This window comes from Rhizobium sp. CG4, from assembly GCF_023701965.1.
Lineage (GTDB): Bacteria > Pseudomonadota > Alphaproteobacteria > Rhizobiales > Rhizobiaceae > Agrobacterium.
Genome location: NZ_JABAEG010000002.1, coordinates 960992 through 976887 on the forward strand (window position 1 = coordinate 960992; position 15896 = coordinate 976887).

Genomic DNA, 15896 nt, shown 5'->3' on the forward strand with positions numbered 1-15896 from the left:
GACCCGACCGACACCAGTCGGGCATCAAGCCATGAGTTATAATCTGGGGAGAGCAAAAAGCGCGTTTGCAAACTGTGCGCAGAGGCGACATAGAACAAGCTAACCCACTGAAGTCGCAGGTCAAAATATTTGATTTATGGGATAATATGGTCGGAGTGGAGAGATTCGAACTCCCGACCCTCTGGTCCCAAACCAGATGCGCTACCAGACTGCGCTACACTCCGTTACCTGCGGCACTCTATAGACCAGCCTAAAAAGTTCCACAAGCGGACAACGCAGCTTTTGTGTAAATTTTATGATGGTTCTTTGCTCATTTCGTTTGGGCTTGCGCATCCGCAATTTTCAGCCTGATGCAAACGTTACAAAAAAGCAATTCCGTCAATAAATCGCACATTAGCACTCGCAAAACACTCCATTCGACGCAACAAATCTGATAGGCGACGCACATAAACGGCAATCAGCCGGACAAAATTCAAAAGGATCTCGACCATGCGATTTCGCAGCGTAATGCTGGCAGGGCTGGCTGTTGCCCTCACCGCCTGCACCACAACGTCACTGCCAGCAACTAACCCAATCGAAAGCCGCTGGAAGGGACAGTCCGCAGGCGTATTTTTCGCAAAGTACGGCCCGCCGATCAGCGACACGGCATCTGGCAGCGAAACACTTTACACATGGCGCGGCGGATACAAGAACACACGCGTTCCTGCGCAATTTGAGCAGACCAAGGACGGCAAGCGCGGCAAGCAGACAGCACCAGCCCGCACGCTCTACCTGTCTTGTACAGTGCAGATCACAGCTTCAGAAGATTACTCAATCCGCTCGATCCGCCCGGTTGCCGACCGCCCGGGCGTGAACGGACCAAGCTACTGCGCAGAATTCCTGACTGCTGAGTGATATATCCAACGACCAATACGGCCCCGCAGTAACATCGGGGCCGTAATGTTATTGACGCTGCCAGACCGATTGATCAGCAGACTTCAAACTCAAAATCATCTTGGAAAAATGTGGCTGGGGCGCCAGGATTCGAACCTGGGAATGCCGGTACCAAAAACCGGTGCCTTACCGCTTGGCGACGCCCCAACAAAACAGCAGGGCGAAGCGCTGCTATTCGAGTGGCGCCTGATTAGCAAAGCATAAGGGCAGCGGCAATCATTAAGTTTGCAGAACTGCAATATTTCTTGTTAGGACCGGACCATCTTCATGGTAGTTCATAAAGCAACCGATATTGCCGATCATTTTGCTTGAAAGTGCACATGAGCAAATACAGCGCACGTCCCCCAGCCACGCCAACCACACTGCTTGATGACGATGTCGTGCGGATCATCCGTTGGGACTTTGAGCCCGGTGCCGATACCGGCCACCATACCCATGGGCTTGGTTACGTTGTTGTGCCGATGACCGATTGCCATTTCCTGATCGAGGATGAAAATGGCAGTCGACGTGTCGACACACCGCGCGGCATGCCTTACCGGCGGGAGGCAGGCGTTTCGCACAATGTCGTCAATGCCGGTGACGAGCCGATGTCATTTATCGAAATCGAATACAAATAAGGGCGTTAGCCAGACAGATGTCAGACCCGGAATTCAGCCGCGAATTTCTGCCCGCCTATGGTACAGCCGTTCCGGTCAGCGATCATGTCCAGCGGATTACCGTCAACAACCCTTCGCCGTTCACCTTTCACGGCACCAACAGTTACATCGTTGGTAACCGCTCAGTGGCCGTCATTGATCCCGGCCCGGAAGATGACGCGCATTTCCAAGCTCTGATGGACGCCCTGAAAGGTCGGGAAGTCAGCCATATTTTTGTCAGCCATACACATCGCGATCACTCGCCGCTTGCTGCCCGGTTGAAAGATGCCACCGGTGCCATCGTCGTGGCTGAAGGTCCACACCGGTCCGCACGTCCGCTGCATGCCGATGAACGCAACCCGTTTTCAGAAAGCTCCGACTACGCCTTCGCGCCGGATATCGCCATTGGCGACAATGAGAGCATAGCAGGTGATGGCTGGACGTTGACGGCGCTGCACACACCCGGCCATACCGCAAACCATGCGTCCTTCGCGCTTGACGGTACCGGCATCGTATTTTCCGCCGACCATGTCATGGCATGGGCAACCACCATTGTGGCACCACCGGATGGCGCGATGAGCGACTATATGGCTTCACTGGAAAAGCTGCTGGAGCGAGACGACAGGCTGTTCCTGCCCGGTCATGGCGGCCCGGTGAAAGACCCCTCCTCTTTTATGCGCGGATTGAGGACCCATCGCCGTATGCGCGAACGGGCCGTTCTGGAGCGGATAAAAGCTGGCGACCGCAGGATACCCGACATGGTCAAGGTTATCTACCAAAGCACCGATCCGCGTCTGCACGGCGCTGCAGCACTTTCGGTTCTGGCGCATCTGGAAGACCTGCTTGAAAAGGGGCGCGTTCAAACCGATGGCCCGCCATCGTTGTCAGGGCATTATTTCCCGACGTAAGGCTAAGGGATCAGTCCCCTATGCCGAGCATCTCAGCATCCAACGCCAGCAAATAGGCTTCCGCCAGACTGGCGCTTGTCCCGAGATCATGCGGCCCGAAACGTGAGGCAACGCGAATATCGACCAGCGTCGTTTCCGTTTCTTCCCGCAGCCGCAACAGGACATCAAAACGCGCACCGAGGATGAAGGAGCGTGTCGCGCCCTGCACCAGCACATCGCCGCCCGTCCCAAACATTGGTCGCGGTGCATCCGCCGGTCTCGACAGCGGTACCGGCACATTTGCCGGTGGCTCGTCATTCAAGGTCTCACCCGATGGGTTTTCTTCCGGCGCGGGTAACGCTTCCGGCTGGTCAGGAATGGCGCCTGCAAGCCCGCGTGTCTCGGTGATACGGATGCCTTGCGCCGTCGCGACTTTACGTGCCGCCTGATAGATACGGTCCACCGCGCCTTCATAACGCCGCCCGGTCAAACCGGGATAGGCTTCAGCCTGTTCCGCCCTCGTTTCGGCTGTGATTGGCGGACGAGTAAACCATTGCTGGTTGGCCGTGGGCACCTCGATCCATTCAGGGATATCAGTGGTATCGGTCGAGACATCGTAAAGAACAGGGTTTTGCCAATAGAGAAAACCTGCCCAAATCGCGACGCCCAAAGGCAGAGCTGATAGCAGGATGGCTTTGAAGGCAGATCGACCGCCCTTTGCCCCTGTCATCCACAGCCGATAAAGACCAAAAAATGCCAGAAGTACTGCGACAAGCGCCAGGCCTGCCGAAATCAGCACGAGGCTGACAAAGTCTGGCATGGTGAGTGGCCCGAACCGAAACAGCGGCACGGCAAATACAAATAGGCACAGTGCGACAAGGCCGAAATAACGCGAGGCAGCGGCAGCACGGGAAACAGGTCGAACGAAGCGCACAGCCATGGAAACAGCCACCCGGATATTTTTCAGTCGTTATATGAAGCCTACCATCCGGCGACGGATGGTTAGACCAATGGCCCAAGAATCACCATCTGCCAGTAAATAGACCGGATTCGCCTTGCGGCAAACGTGACGACAAAAGAAATTCTTCCGAAAGCGATCAAACGGGCGTATCAGTCGAACCAGATGCCATTCTATTCGTTGTAGAAAATGTGCATCACGGCCATTCGGCATTGGAGGTGTTCAGATGCGTATTTTCTCTCTCATCGGCTTGTTTTGCGCGGCAGTGACGTTGGCGTCCTGCCAAACGATGACACCGGAAGAGCGGCGTGCTGCCGACGAGGCGACCTGCCGCGGTTATGGTTTCAAGGTTGGAACAGATGCCATGGCCCGATGCCTGCTCGATATCGATCTGGACCGCCGTGCAGAAGCACGCAGCTGGCAACAACGGCAGAACGACATGTTCTTCCGCCAGCCGGTGGTTATTGAACGTCGGGTGATCGTGCAGAAATCCTCTTAAGGGAAACGCCAGTCAGCCGGACAATGCCCTCGCCGCTATAGTAGCCTGCGCCGCGGCCAGCCGTGCAATCGGCACACGGAACGGTGAACAGGACACATAATCCAGACCCGCATCTTCGCAGAAATGGATCGATGCCGGGTCGCCACCATGCTCGCCACAGATGCCGAGCTTGAGGTCGCTTTTGGTCTGCCTGCCGCGCTCAGCGGCTATGCGGATCAACTCACCAACCCCGTCAAAATCGAGCGAAATGAACGGATCACGCTCAATGATACCCTTGCGTTGATAGGTCGTGATGAACCGCGCTGCATCGTCACGCGAAATACCGAAGGTCGTCTGCGTCAAGTCATTGGTACCGAACGAGAAAAACTCGGCCGCTTCGGCAATGATGTGGGCGCGCAAGGCAGCACGCGGCAATTCGATCATCGTGCCGGTGAGATAATCGATCTTCACACCGGTTTCTTCGGCCACGCAGGCAGCAACGCGGTCGATGCAGGCACGCACGTAATCAAGTTCTGAGCGCAAGCCAACCAGTGGCACCATGATTTCCGGCACCACAGGCGCGCCAGTTTCCTTGGCGGCGGCAACCGCTGCCTCAAAAATCGCCCGGGCCTGCATCTCGGCGATCTCAGGATAGGAAATGGCAAGGCGGCACCCGCGATGGCCGAGCATCGGGTTAAATTCGTGCAAAGCATCCAGCCGCTGACGGAATACGGTTTGCGGCATACCCATGGCCGCCGCAACCTCAACGATTTCGCCATCGGTCTTCGGCAGGAACTCATGCAAGGGCGGGTCCAGCAGGCGGATGGTCACCGGTAGGCCATGCATGATCTTAAAGATTTCGGTGAAGTCGGACCGCTGCATGGGCAACAGCCGGTCAAGTGCGACCCGCCTGCCCTCTTCACTGTCGGCGAGGATCATTTCCCGCATGGAATGAATGCGGTCTTCCTCAAAGAACATGTGCTCGGTACGACAAAGGCCAATGCCCTCGGCACCGAAGGCGCGGGCAGCACGTGCATCCTGCGGCGTATCGGCATTGGTACGAACGGTCATGCGGCGTGCTTCATCCGCCCAGGACATCAGGCGGGCAAAATCACCCGACAACTCAGGCTGTACCATCGGCACCTCACCGCGCAATACCTGCCCGGAGGAACCGTCAATGGTGATGATGTCACCCTTTTTGAGCACACAGCCCAGCCCGACCAGCGTGTTGTTGCGCAAATCAACACGCATGGAACCGGCACCGGAAACACAGGGAATCCCCATACCGCGTGCAACAACGGCCGCGTGGCTGGTCATGCCGCCGCGTGTCGTCAGGATACCACCTGCGGCATGCATGCCGTGAATATCTTCAGGACTGGTTTCCATACGCACGAGAATGACGCTGCGACCTTCCGCATCCGCAGCAACGGCTGCCTCTGCGGTAAAGACGATTTCACCGGTGGCAGCTCCAGGGGAGGCAGGTAGACCGGAGCCGATGACAGGACGCTGCGAGCGCGGGTCAATCGTCGGGTGTAAAAGCTGGTCCAACGACGAGGGCTCAATGCGGGATACTGCTTCATGACGGGAGATCAGCCCTTCATCCACCATATCGACCGCAATTTTGAGCGCTGCGCGTGTTGTCCGTTTGCCGGCGCGGGTCTGCAGCATCCAAAGCTTGCCACGCTCAATGGTAAACTCCATGTCCTGCAAATCGCAGTAATGCCGCTCGAGGTCGCCGCAGATGCCGGCGAATTCTTCGAACGCTTCCGGCATCAGTTTTTCCATGGACGGCTTGTCCGAGCCGGATGCAATACGGCCTTCTTCGGTAATTGATTGCGGTGTGCGAATGCCGGACACGACATCTTCGCCCTGCGCATTGACCAGAAACTCGCCGTAAAGGGCTTTTTCTCCGGTTGATGGATTGCGCGTGAAAGCAACGCCGGTTGCCGAGGTAGAGCCAAGGTTGCCGAACACCATCGCCTGGACGTTGACCGCGGTTCCCCAAGCTGCCGGAATGTTGTGAAGCTGTCGGTAGGTGACGGCACGCGGGTTCATCCAGCTGGCAAAAACAGCCTTGATGGCGCCCCATAACTGCACTTCAGTGTTCTGCGGGAATACCTCGTCCAGTTCATCTTCAATGATCTGTTTGTAGAGCGTGACGATGTGCTGCCATTCGACGGCGGAAAGCTCGGTGTCATATTCATAACCGAGGCGTGCCTTTTCATCTTCCAGCACCTCCTCGAAAACCTCGTGGTCGAGGCCCATGACCACATCGGCATACATCTGGATAAAGCGGCGATAGCTGTCCCAGGCAAAACGTGCGTCGCCAGCATCGTGGCCCAGCGCCTCCACGGTTTGATCATTGAGGCCGAGATTGAGGACAGTGTCCATCATGCCGGGCATCGAGACTTTTGCGCCGGACCGAACTGAAAGCAGCAAGGGTTGCGAACCGCAGCCGAATTTACGACCCGACATGGCCTCCATGTCGGCAATACCTGTCATGACTTGTTGTTTCAGATCGTCAGGCAGATCGCGGCCGTTGACGTGGTACCAGCCACATGCTTCGCTGATGATGGTCAGGCCAGGTGGCACAGGCAGACCAAGACTTGCCATTTCGGCAAGATTCGCCCCTTTGCCGCCAAGGATCTCGACGTCACTCGCCCTGCCTTCGGCTGCCCCGTTGCCAAAGGTGTAGACCCATTTTTTCATCAACGCTCTCCACCCAGAAGCGGTCTTGTTTTTCAAATCTTTATAGCATCATCCGGCTATTTAAAATCGATACCGTATAACTGCTTCGGCGCAGTGCAACAGAAATGAGGCGATTGCATGCTTTGCCTCTCAGGATCACGAATTTTCCGTAAACGGTTGACGCATTCGTGAGATGCAAGAGCACAAAACGCGGCGTAAGGGAAATCAATCTCACTCCCGGATTTTTTCCATGAACCATTCTCGCAGACATATTCTGAAACTTGCTGGCGTGACATCTGCCAGCGCTGCCCTGGCCGGTGCTGTCAAAGCCGAAGGCATGACCAACCTGACCCTTTCCACCGATGCCCTGCCGTTTGCTCTGACCACGCCAATGCATGTCCGCGAGGCCGCAATCCGGGTAAAAAACCTTGATAACATGCTTGCCTATTACCGGCAGGTGATGGGCTTCACCGAGATTGCGCGCAACGGCAACACCGTCATTGTTGGTGCCGGTGGCATACCACTGCTGCATCTCATTCACCTGCCGCAGGCGGAATTTGAGAGCCAGAGTGCTGCGGGCCTATTCCACATCGCCTACCTGATGCCCACCCGCAAGGATCTTGCCCGCTGGCTTGTGCATGTCGCAAGAATGCAGGCACCGGTTACCGGTTTTGCCGACCACAATGTCAGTGAAGCCGTCTATCTGAACGACCCCGAAGGCAACGGCATCGAAGTCTACAGTGACCGTCAGAAGGACAGCTGGCAGTGGGATGGCGATGTGGTGACGATGGGCACCAAGGAACTTGATATCGACGACATCGTCGCGCTGACCGATACAACAAAGGACGACTATACGATCGCGCCGGATAATCTGCGTATCGGGCACATGCATTTGCGGGTCGGCGATATCGCTAAGGGACGTGCGTTTTATGAAAATGCAGTGGGCCTCGCCTCGACACGCGGCAACCGTGAGGACGCTGCCTTCCTGTCTTCCGGGCGGTATCATCACCATGTCGCTATCAACACCTGGAACAGCCGGGGCGCCGAATTGCGCGATGACAAGCAGACCGGGCTTGCCTGGTTCTCGCTGAAGATCACCGACGCGGCAGACATCAAGCAGCAGCGGGATCGTCTTGAGGCGGCAGGTTACAAGGTTTCCCAGCTTGAGAATGGCGATGTTGAAGCTGTCGATCCCTGGGGAACCGGCCTTAGACTGCAAAAAGCCTGATCACGCAACCTCGACAAGCCGCTCTGCGGCCTGAAGATCGACAGACACGAGCTGCGACACACCCTGCTCTGCCATGGTCACACCGAACAACCTGTTCATGCGGGCCATGGTGATCGGGTTATGGGTGATGATGACGAACCGCGTTGCGGTTGACGCCACCATTTCATCCATAAGGTTGCAGTAACGCTCGACGTTGTGGTCATCCAGCGGTGCGTCCACCTCGTCCAACACACAAATGGGTGCCGGGTTGGTCAGGAACACAGCAAAGATCAGCGCCATTGCCGTCAATGCCTGCTCGCCACCGGACAAAAGCGTCATCGTCTGCGGCTTTTTGCCGGGTGGGCGGGCAAGAATTTCCAAACCGGCTTCCAGCGGGTCTTCCGATTCAATCAATTGCAGTTCCGCAGTGCCACCGCCGAACAGGTGCGTGAACAGCCGCTGGAATTGGCCATTGACCACGTCAAAGGCAGCGATCAAACGCTCGCGTCCTTCGCGGTTCAGGCTCTGGATACCGGCGCGCAGTTTCTTGATGGCATCGATAATGTCATCGCGTTCCTTGACCAGAGCGGTCAATTTTTCCGAAAGCTCTGCTTGTTCTTCGTCGGCACGCAGGTTAACCGCGCCTAGTCTTTCGCGTTCTATCTTGAGGCGATCAAGTTCACGCTCCACTTCGCGCAAATCAGGCAGCGCTGCATCAGCGGCAAGGCCCGTCAGGCGGTAGGCCTGATGTGGACCGACATTGAGCGTCTCTTGGATGCGATGTTCGGTTTCCTGGCGTCTTTCGCGCGCAGATACCAGACGTTCTTCGGTTCTACCGCGACGCTCGCGGGCCTCCGCCAGTTCTGACAGTGCCGTTGCAGCCGTGCGGTCTGCTTCACGTTGCAGATTTTCCGCATGCACCAGCTGGTCAGCGGCCAGACGGCGGGCCTCTTCAGTCTTTTGAAGTTCCGTCAAAAGCGCTCGGCGTTTTTCATCGAACTCTTCTGGCGCGACCTCGAGATCGAGCATTTCTTCGCGGGCTTCTTCCTCACGTTCACGCAAGGTCGAAATATGATCGGAAGCGCTGGCAACACGTGCCTGCCAGGTACTGCGCTCCTGCGCGATGGCGTTGATACGGCGCTGACGGGCTTCGGCTTCCCTGTTCAGACCTTCGTGACGGGCGCGGGCTTCGGCAAGCAGGCCACGATCGGTAGCAACCTCCATCTGGACTTCGCGCAAACGGGTATCGATCTGCGTCAGATCAGGCGCATCATCCATTTCGATACGCGCATTTTCTTCCTGAATGACAACCTCTTCGATCTGCGACCGTATCTGGTTGAGGGCTTCGCTGACGATATCGCGACGACGCATCAGGTCACCGGAGGCGCGCTCTGCACTGGACAGCGCGTCACGTGATTCCGCCAGATGCCGCACGGCAAGGCGGCTCATTTCGCGCGCTTCATTCAGGCGAATATCGGCAAGGCGAATTTCATCCGCCGTCGCCGCAAGCTGTTCTTCTGCTTCTGAGAGCGCAAAACGCGCTTCTTCCATCTCGCCTTCCAGCTCAGCTAGACGGTTTTTCTGCGCAAGCCGCAGGGCGGCCGTTCCCGGAGCATCTGCACCGGTGACATGGCCGTCCCAACGGAACACTGCACCTTCACGCGTCACAAGCCGTTGGCCGGTTTGCAGCTTCGGCATCAAGCGAAAGGCGTCTTCAATGTTCGCGACAATGCCGATTTGCTTGAGCGCACGCGACAGTGCCACCGGGCCTTTCACATGTTCGGCCAGAGAGGCAAGTCCGGTTGGCAGCGCAGGATCAGCACTCGCGTCACCGCTGACGCTCCAATAGGTCGGAGCTGCCGGATCAAGTGAGCTTTCAAGATCATCGCCAAGGGCAGCGCCAAGAGCTACCTCAAAACCCTTGCCAACCGTCAATTCTTCAGCGATCGGCGTGAATGTACCAGAACTTGCGCCGGCCGCCAGCATGCGTGAAATGGTACGGGCTTCGGTTTCAAGGCCGTTTACCCGCGCCCGCGCGGCATCCACCGGGGCACGCGCCATGGCCTCACCACTGCGCGCTTCCGTCAGTGCCGTTTCGGCATCTTCAACCGCAATCTGCGCGTCACTGACCGCATCTTCCGCAGCCTCGACCACCGAGCGCTTTTCAGCGGGGTCCGGCAGTAAAGACAGTTTTTCGGAGATGGCATCCAGTTCGGACGACGCGTCCTGCGCCTGTTTTTCCAAGCGCATCTTGCGATCGGCGAGATCACGAATGGCGCGTTCAAGCTGGGTACGGGCAGCAGCCGCTTCCGCGCGCTGGGCCGTCAGTGCCGTTGCGGCATTTTCGCTTTCGCTGAGCTTTGCTGCGGCAGCCTCAAAGGCTTCGCGCGTTTCCTCGGCATAACGCCCGCTATCGGCCAGTGTCTCGACCAGCTCGGCCTCTTCGGCATCCAGCCGTGTCAGGATCTGGGCATTGTCGGCAACCAGCCGCTCTTCGCGGGCGATGTCTTCTCCCAGTTGTGCCAAGCGTCTGGTCAGTTCATCGCGACGTCTGAGCAGGCGGCCTGCTTCCTCATCAAGCTGGGTTCGGGCAATCTGCAGGCGCTGCAAGGCGGCTGCGGCACGCGCTTCATTCTCGCGTAATTCCGGCAGCTTCAGGCTGGCAATGCCTTGTTCCTTGGCCGCCTCCATTTGCTTCTGGGCTTTTTCAGCAACCAGAACAGTGGCCTGATTGAGTGCGCTTTCGGCCTCGCCTTCCGCCTGCTTGGCTTCCACCCAACGGATGTGCAGCAACATGGCCTCGCGGGCACGAATATCGGCAGACAGGCTCTTGAACCGGTTTGCCTGACGGGCCTGACGTTTCAGGCTCTCAATCTGGCTTTCCAGCTGCGCCGTTACATCTTCCAAACGTTCAAGATTGGTTTCCGCAGCGCGCAGGCGCAGTTCCGCCTCATGACGTCTGGAATGCAGACCCGAAATGCCGGCTGCCTCTTCCAGCAACTGACGGCGGGCCTGCGGTTTGGCGTTGATCAACTCGCCAATGCGCCCCTGCCCGACCATCGATGGCGAGCGGGCACCGGTTGATGCATCGGCAAACAGCAGTTGTACATCCTTGGCGCGGGCTTCCTTGCCATTGATGCGATAGACCGAGCCATTTTCGCGCTCAATGCGCCGCGTCACCTGAATTTCATCTGCGTCATTAAACGCCGCGGGTGCGGTACGATCAGCGTTGTCGAGATAAAGGCCAACTTCGGCGGTGTTGCGGGCCGGACGATTTCCAGAGCCTGAAAAGATGACGTCATCCATTCCGGAGGCGCGCATGTTCTTGTAGGAGTTTTCCCCCATCACCCAGCGTAGCGCTTCAACAAGGTTGGATTTTCCGCAGCCGTTCGGACCGACAACACCAGTCAGTCCCGGCTCGATGATGAACTCGGATGGTTCGACAAACGACTTGAAGCCGACAAGGCGTAGCTTGTTGAACTTCATTGATCGTTATCCCCGGCAGCGCATAAGCAATAAAAAACGGGCGAACGGAATGATCCGCCGCCCGTCATTTGAATGGAACGTCGTTTAGCTAAGGCTGTCGATAAGGGCCGACATGGATTCAAGCGACATGTCTCCAGCATACTTCTTGCCGTTGATGATGAAGGTTGGCGTAGAGTTTACACCAAACTCGCCAGCACCACGCTGCATCGTTGCGTTCACATCATCCAGAAGCTTCTGGTTCGTCAAGCAGGCTTCGAAGCTCTCCTGTGAAAAACCGGCAAGTTTCGACATTTGCAGCAATGCGGCGCGTGCATCCTGTGCTGTCGCCCATGTCTGCTGCTGCTTAAACAGCATGGAGACGAATGGGTAATACTGGTTTTCAGGAGCGCAACGGGCCAGCATAAAGGCCGCAGCAGCACGCGGATCGAACGGGAATTCGCGGATAACGAAGTACACCTTACCGGAGTCGATGTACTTTTCCTTGATCTTGTCGAAGGTGTTGTTGTGGAAGTTTGCGCAATGCGGGCAAGTCATGGACATGTATTCCACGATCTTGACTGGTGCGTTGGCATCACCAAGCGCCTTGTCTGGCAGAGGGCCAGGCTTGAGCACTTCCGTCATGTCCACATCGCCAATGGATTGCGGCAGTTCCTGCGCGCTTGCGTAATCCGCAACCAGCGAAATCGGCAAGGTTACGCAAACCGCTGCCAAAGCAACGCTGCCAAGAAGATTACGGCGGGTCATGGTAAGTTCGGAAGAAGGCATTGAAGCACCTGTTCGTGTGAAGACTCGATATGTCTGTATTTCCGATATCGCGGCGGCCTGTTCATAACAAGCAGCCATTCTCATTCTTATTGTCAAAGAATTGTGACCAAAGCTCGTTTCGCTAAAATATCAGTGCACATTCGGAAGTATTTTCCGACACTATTGCCGTTGATCAAGAACGTCCGCGCGCAGGTTTCTGCAACACTGCGGTGCCCAATCGCTCCACCGCCTTGCGAAGCTGTTCGCTTTCAATACCTTCCATCATGTCGTGAAGACGCTTCGCGGCGTCTCCCTTTAATGGCTGCGGTTTTTTCTTGCGCAGTATCGCCTGCGAAACGGGCTTTTGCACAATACGGATCTGGCGCACGGCGGGATAACCGAAAAATCCGTTGATACGGGCAATCAGTTCACCTTGCGCATGGGTCAGGAAAAGCGCACGTGCGCCTTCGCAGGCAATCGTCAGAACACCGGGTTGATAACCGCTGCCGTCGGATGCATCGTCGCGTTGCGGCCAGGCAATTTTTTCAGGACGGGTGCAGTCGGCAAAATCTTCACCGGCAATTTCATCCCAGGAACCAAGCAGGGCGGTGCTGATCCCTGCCCGGCGCGCCAGCACCGGGTCGATGATACCGTTGGCTACTTCCGATATCTGGACAACAGATGGTCTGCGTCCCTTAAACGGTGCCACGCACATTTCCCTTCGTGTTCTCTTCAGTTGTGACTGGCAGAGTGACAAAAATAACCAGCGCCGACCACAGGAAAATACTGTCGTAGATATCGTGGCCGAAGATGAAGTTCGTCATGCCGCCAACCACATATGTAGCAGTCAAAACGATAGCGACAAACAGGCGCTGGCGATAAAAATCATCACGAGCGGCATTGATCGCGGCCAGAAGCGGTGCGCAGAGCAACGCAACCAAAGACAGGAAACCGACGATACCTGAATCAACCATCGCCGTCAGAAAACCATTGTGGAAGTGGGTGAACTGCAGTCCGGTCTGTTCAATCAGCACACGTCTGTTTTGAACACCATAACCAAAAACCGGGTTCTGCTGAACCAGCTCAAGGCCATATTTCCATAAGTCCATCCGGACACTGTATGATGTGTCGGTTGCAGTGGCATTTTCACTGGTCATGTAGGCAATGGTATCGCGAATTCTGTCGGCACTGCTGATGCCGAAGCAAACGATGATCACGGCAACAACAGCCAGAATAAGCGCACCCTTGATATTCAGCCACGGCTTGATAGTGGCCGGGAAAAACATTGCGAACAAAGCGATAGCAAGGACGGTTGCCGGCAACATGCCGCGTGACTGAGACAGCAGCAGACAGACGAAGCCAGCCACAAAGCCAATGAAACCAACAATCTTGCGCCATTTGACCTCAGACAGCAGGTTCAACAATGCAAGCACTGAAAACAGGGCGCAAATCAGGGCAAATGGCAGCGCGTTACCCGCTCCGCCCTCTGCACGAGTCCGCAGAATAACGCCCTGCCACATGGCAATGGGCAAAGCGATGATGCCACAGATCGCAGCACCCAGGACAAAACTCTCAAAAAGGGTCCTTCCTGACGTAATGCGCAGACGCGGCAGCATCAGCCAGAACAGCAAGAACGGCAGCAATGGTGCCAGCTTGCGCAATACAGGCATCAAACCGGTATCCGAATTGATGAGCATGGCGAGTAGCTGCACCAAAACGTAGACGATGGCCGGTATAATCAGGAAAAGATCCTGGCTGGAAAAGGCTGGCGGAAAACGTTTCAGAGAAAGAGAAACAATCGCCCAGACAATGGAGGCGATCAACAGGATCGTCGTGACCGAGCCGCCGACACCTGCCAAGGCCGCCACGGCAAAAATGAACACATGGTTGTTTGCATTCATTGACAGAGGCTTCATCAATTCCACTTTCATTGACTAAGGTTTGCATGGCCCTATATGAGATGGTTGGCATAGTTTAAAGAATGCGCCATTACCAGTGACATACCCATGCTTTTCCGTTGAAAATAGTTTCCACCGGGGGTGTCGCGTGACATAAATATCGCGGAAAAGGTGCAATGCTCCTCACGAACGACCGTCCAGCATTATCCGACCTGCTATTGCGATGGTATGACAGGCATCACAGGGAACTCCCCTGGCGGACATCCCCTGCCATGGCAGCAAAAGGTGTCACCGCTAACCCTTATCACGTTTGGCTGTCTGAGGTGATGTTGCAGCAGACAACCGTGCAGGCGGTAAAACCCTATTTCGCAAAATTCCTGGCCGCCTGGCCAACCGTTACCGATCTGGCTGATGCACCGGTTGACGATGTGATGGCCGCTTGGGCCGGGCTCGGTTACTACGCACGTGCGCGTAATTTGCGGAAATGCGCCGAAACCGTTGCCCGTGACCATGCCGGTATATTTCCGGACACTGAAGATGGCTTGAGAGCCCTGCCCGGTATTGGTGATTATACCGCTGCCGCCGTCGCAGCGATTGCCTTTAATCGGCAGGCTGCCGTGATGGACGGTAACGTCGAGCGTGTTATCTCGCGGCTCTTTGTCATCGACGCGCCATTGCCATCTTCAAAACCGGCCATGAAAGCGAAGGTCGTTGCGCTGACGCCGGCCGGCCGTCCCGGCGATTTTGCGCAAGCGATGATGGATCTGGGTGCTACTATCTGTACGCCGAAGCGTCCGGCCTGTGCACTCTGTCCGTTCAACGAGCACTGTCTGGCGCTTGCCACTGACAATCCGGAGCGTTTTCCGGTCAAGGCACCCAAAAAACAAAAACCGGTGCGGCTAGGTGCGGCCTTTATTGCTGTCAATGACAACGGCGAAATCCTGTTGCGGCGGCGGATTGAAAGCGGCTTGCTGGGTGGCATGACAGAAGTGCCAACAACGGGTTGGACTGCGCGGATCGACGGCACGACCGGCACCGAAGAAGCACCGTTGCCAGCGGACTGGGAGGCCGCAGGCGCAATCGTGCATGTCTTTACCCATTTTGAATTGAGACTTTCGATCTACCGGGCAAAAATTCCTCCCGACAGCGAAAATCATGTCAATGACGGATGGTGGGAGCCAGTCACAAATCTTGATGCACAAGCACTGCCAACAGTCATGAAAAAAGCGATCAAACAGGCTATTCCGTTTGCTTTCGATCATAACAGGACCTCTGCATGACCCAGACTATTCGGCATATTGTTTTCGATATTGGCAAAGTACTCATCCACTACGATCCTGACATTCCCTACAGCCGCATCATTCCCAACAAGGAAGAGCGCCAGTGGTTTTTCGAGAATGTATGTACGCATGATTGGAATCTGGAGCAGGACAGAGGTCGTACCTGGCAGGATGCTGAAGCGTTGCTGATTGCAGAGCATCCGGAAAAAGAAGCACATATCCGTGCGTTTCGCGAAAACTGGCATGATATGGTATCGCACGCCTATGACGATTCCGTTGCGATCATGCTTGGACTGATCGAGGACGGTCGTGACGTGACGATGCTGACCAACTTTGCGTCGGACACATTCCGGCAGGCGCAGGAAATTTACCCATTTTTGAAACGGCCACGTGGGGTCACCGTTTCCGGCGATGTTGGATTGATAAAGCCCGATGTCGCGATTTACGAAACACATCACAAGGCTTTTAATCTGGAGCCTTCGGCCACATTGTTTATCGACGATTCCTATCCAAACGTCGAAGGCGCACGCAAGGCCGGATGGCAGGCAGTGCATTTTACCGGCATTGAAAAGCTGAGAGTAGATTTGAAAGCGCACGGCGTGCTGTGAGCGAATATCTGACGCAGGCAGGAAATGGCGGTCTCCCACCTGCGTCAGTCCAGCCGTAAACGGCAGGATTTCAGAATTCATGCGTGAGACGTTT

Annotated in this window: 13 protein-coding genes and 2 tRNA genes; 7 read left to right on the plus strand and 8 right to left on the minus strand. The window is 56.1% G+C overall.

Annotated elements, in window-relative coordinates:
• Positions 1 to 147 precede the first annotated feature (147 nt).
• A tRNA-Pro gene (locus HGO37_RS09795) sits at positions 148 to 224 on the minus strand.
• A gap of 265 nt (positions 225 to 489) precedes the next feature.
• On the opposite strand from HGO37_RS09795, the gene HGO37_RS09800 reads away from it, so the two are divergent.
• A complete protein-coding gene (locus HGO37_RS09800) occupies positions 490 to 894 on the plus strand; it encodes a hypothetical protein (RefSeq protein ID WP_250983145.1) in 405 nt (134 codons plus the stop codon).
• A 111-nt stretch (positions 895 to 1005) separates the two neighbouring features.
• Here the strand turns inward: HGO37_RS09800 and HGO37_RS09805 are convergent.
• Positions 1006 to 1080 (minus strand) — tRNA-Gln (locus tag HGO37_RS09805).
• A 173-nt stretch (positions 1081 to 1253) separates the two neighbouring features.
• On the opposite strand from HGO37_RS09805, the gene HGO37_RS09810 reads away from it, so the two are divergent.
• Both HGO37_RS09810 and HGO37_RS09815 read left to right on the plus strand, forming a co-directional pair.
• Complete coding sequence (locus HGO37_RS09810) at positions 1254 to 1550, plus strand: cupin domain-containing protein (RefSeq protein ID WP_250983146.1); 297 nt, start codon at positions 1254 to 1256, stop codon at positions 1548 to 1550.
• A 17-nt stretch (positions 1551 to 1567) separates the two neighbouring features.
• The gene (locus HGO37_RS09815; RefSeq protein ID WP_250983147.1) at positions 1568 to 2476 is read left to right on the plus strand and encodes an MBL fold metallo-hydrolase; all 909 of its coding nucleotides are present in this window, start codon (positions 1568 to 1570) and stop codon (positions 2474 to 2476) included.
• Between the two features lie 10 nt (positions 2477 to 2486).
• Here HGO37_RS09815 and HGO37_RS09820 read toward each other — a convergent pair whose 3' ends face one another.
• Complete coding sequence (locus tag HGO37_RS09820) at positions 2487 to 3395, minus strand: DUF1499 domain-containing protein (RefSeq protein ID WP_250983148.1); 909 nt, start codon at positions 3393 to 3395, stop codon at positions 2487 to 2489.
• A gap of 244 nt (positions 3396 to 3639) precedes the next feature.
• Between HGO37_RS09820 and HGO37_RS09825 the strand changes: the two genes are divergently transcribed.
• Positions 3640 to 3912, plus strand: a complete 273-nt coding sequence (locus HGO37_RS09825) for a hypothetical protein (RefSeq protein ID WP_250983149.1) — start codon at positions 3640 to 3642, stop codon at positions 3910 to 3912.
• A 12-nt stretch (positions 3913 to 3924) separates the two neighbouring features.
• Here the strand turns inward: HGO37_RS09825 and ppdK are convergent, their stop codons facing one another.
• Positions 3925 to 6600 carry a pyruvate, phosphate dikinase gene (gene ppdK, locus HGO37_RS09830; RefSeq protein WP_250983150.1) on the minus strand — a complete coding sequence of 892 codons (2676 nt, stop codon included), beginning with the start codon at positions 6598 to 6600 and terminating at the stop codon, positions 3925 to 3927.
• A 229-nt stretch (positions 6601 to 6829) separates the two neighbouring features.
• Here ppdK and HGO37_RS09835 point away from each other — a divergent pair, with 229 nt between their 5' ends.
• Positions 6830 to 7807: a VOC family protein gene (locus tag HGO37_RS09835; protein WP_250983151.1), complete on the plus strand. Its 978-nt coding sequence runs from the start codon at positions 6830 to 6832 to the stop codon at positions 7805 to 7807.
• Here HGO37_RS09835 and smc read toward each other — a convergent pair whose 3' ends face one another.
• The 4 genes from smc to HGO37_RS09855 all read right to left on the minus strand — a co-directional run bounded on the left by smc (position 7808) and on the right by HGO37_RS09855 (position 13932).
• Positions 7808 to 11272 carry a chromosome segregation protein SMC gene (gene smc / locus HGO37_RS09840; protein WP_250983152.1) on the minus strand — a complete coding sequence of 1155 codons (3465 nt, stop codon included), beginning with the start codon at positions 11270 to 11272 and terminating at the stop codon, positions 7808 to 7810.
• Positions 11273 to 11356: 84 nt separating this feature from the next.
• Complete coding sequence (locus HGO37_RS09845; RefSeq protein WP_192487201.1) at positions 11357 to 12037, minus strand: DsbA family protein; 681 nt, start codon at positions 12035 to 12037, stop codon at positions 11357 to 11359.
• 172 nt (positions 12038 to 12209) lie between these two features.
• The gene (locus HGO37_RS09850; RefSeq protein WP_441296625.1) at positions 12210 to 12731 is read right to left on the minus strand and encodes a DUF721 domain-containing protein; all 522 of its coding nucleotides are present in this window, start codon (positions 12729 to 12731) and stop codon (positions 12210 to 12212) included.
• Positions 12712 to 13932, minus strand: a complete 1221-nt coding sequence (locus tag HGO37_RS09855) for an O-antigen ligase family protein (RefSeq protein WP_250983154.1) — start codon at positions 13930 to 13932, stop codon at positions 12712 to 12714. The genes HGO37_RS09850 and HGO37_RS09855 overlap by 20 nt, the downstream gene beginning before the upstream one ends.
• A 158-nt stretch (positions 13933 to 14090) precedes the next feature.
• Here HGO37_RS09855 and mutY point away from each other — a divergent pair, with 158 nt between their 5' ends.
• Together mutY and HGO37_RS09865 are read left to right on the plus strand one after the other, a co-directional pair.
• Entirely contained in the window at positions 14091 to 15194 is a 1104-nt protein-coding gene (mutY, locus tag HGO37_RS09860; RefSeq protein WP_250983155.1) for an A/G-specific adenine glycosylase, read from the plus strand.
• Positions 15191 to 15802: an HAD family hydrolase gene (locus HGO37_RS09865; protein ID WP_250983156.1), complete on the plus strand. Its 612-nt coding sequence runs from the start codon at positions 15191 to 15193 to the stop codon at positions 15800 to 15802. Before mutY ends, HGO37_RS09865 begins: the two co-directional genes overlap by 4 nt.
• Positions 15803 to 15896 lie beyond the last annotated feature (94 nt).

Excerpts from the sequence above, each read along its gene's own strand:
- HGO37_RS09815 (WP_250983147.1), top strand. The coding sequence starts at position 1,568 with ATGTCAGACCCGGAATTCAGCCGCGAATTTCTGCCCGCCTATGGTACA.
- HGO37_RS09835 (WP_250983151.1), top strand. The coding sequence starts at position 6,830 with ATGAACCATTCTCGCAGACATATTCTGAAACTTGCTGGCGTGACATCT.
- HGO37_RS09850 (WP_441296625.1), bottom strand. The coding sequence starts at position 12,731 with ATGTGCGTGGCACCGTTTAAGGGACGCAGACCATCTGTTGTCCAGATA.
- smc (WP_250983152.1), bottom strand. The coding sequence starts at position 11,272 with ATGAAGTTCAACAAGCTACGCCTTGTCGGCTTCAAGTCGTTTGTCGAA.
- HGO37_RS09855 (WP_250983154.1), bottom strand. The coding sequence starts at position 13,932 with ATGAAGCCTCTGTCAATGAATGCAAACAACCATGTGTTCATTTTTGCC.
- HGO37_RS09800 (WP_250983145.1), top strand. The coding sequence starts at position 490 with ATGCGATTTCGCAGCGTAATGCTGGCAGGGCTGGCTGTTGCCCTCACC.
- mutY (WP_250983155.1), top strand. The coding sequence starts at position 14,091 with ATGCTCCTCACGAACGACCGTCCAGCATTATCCGACCTGCTATTGCGA.
- HGO37_RS09845 (WP_192487201.1), bottom strand. The coding sequence starts at position 12,037 with ATGCCTTCTTCCGAACTTACCATGACCCGCCGTAATCTTCTTGGCAGC.
- HGO37_RS09865 (WP_250983156.1), top strand. The coding sequence starts at position 15,191 with ATGACCCAGACTATTCGGCATATTGTTTTCGATATTGGCAAAGTACTC.
- ppdK (WP_250983150.1), bottom strand. The coding sequence starts at position 6,600 with ATGAAAAAATGGGTCTACACCTTTGGCAACGGGGCAGCCGAAGGCAGG.
- HGO37_RS09810 (WP_250983146.1), top strand. The coding sequence starts at position 1,254 with ATGAGCAAATACAGCGCACGTCCCCCAGCCACGCCAACCACACTGCTT.
- HGO37_RS09820 (WP_250983148.1), bottom strand. The coding sequence starts at position 3,395 with ATGGCTGTGCGCTTCGTTCGACCTGTTTCCCGTGCTGCCGCTGCCTCG.
- HGO37_RS09825 (WP_250983149.1), top strand. The coding sequence starts at position 3,640 with ATGCGTATTTTCTCTCTCATCGGCTTGTTTTGCGCGGCAGTGACGTTG.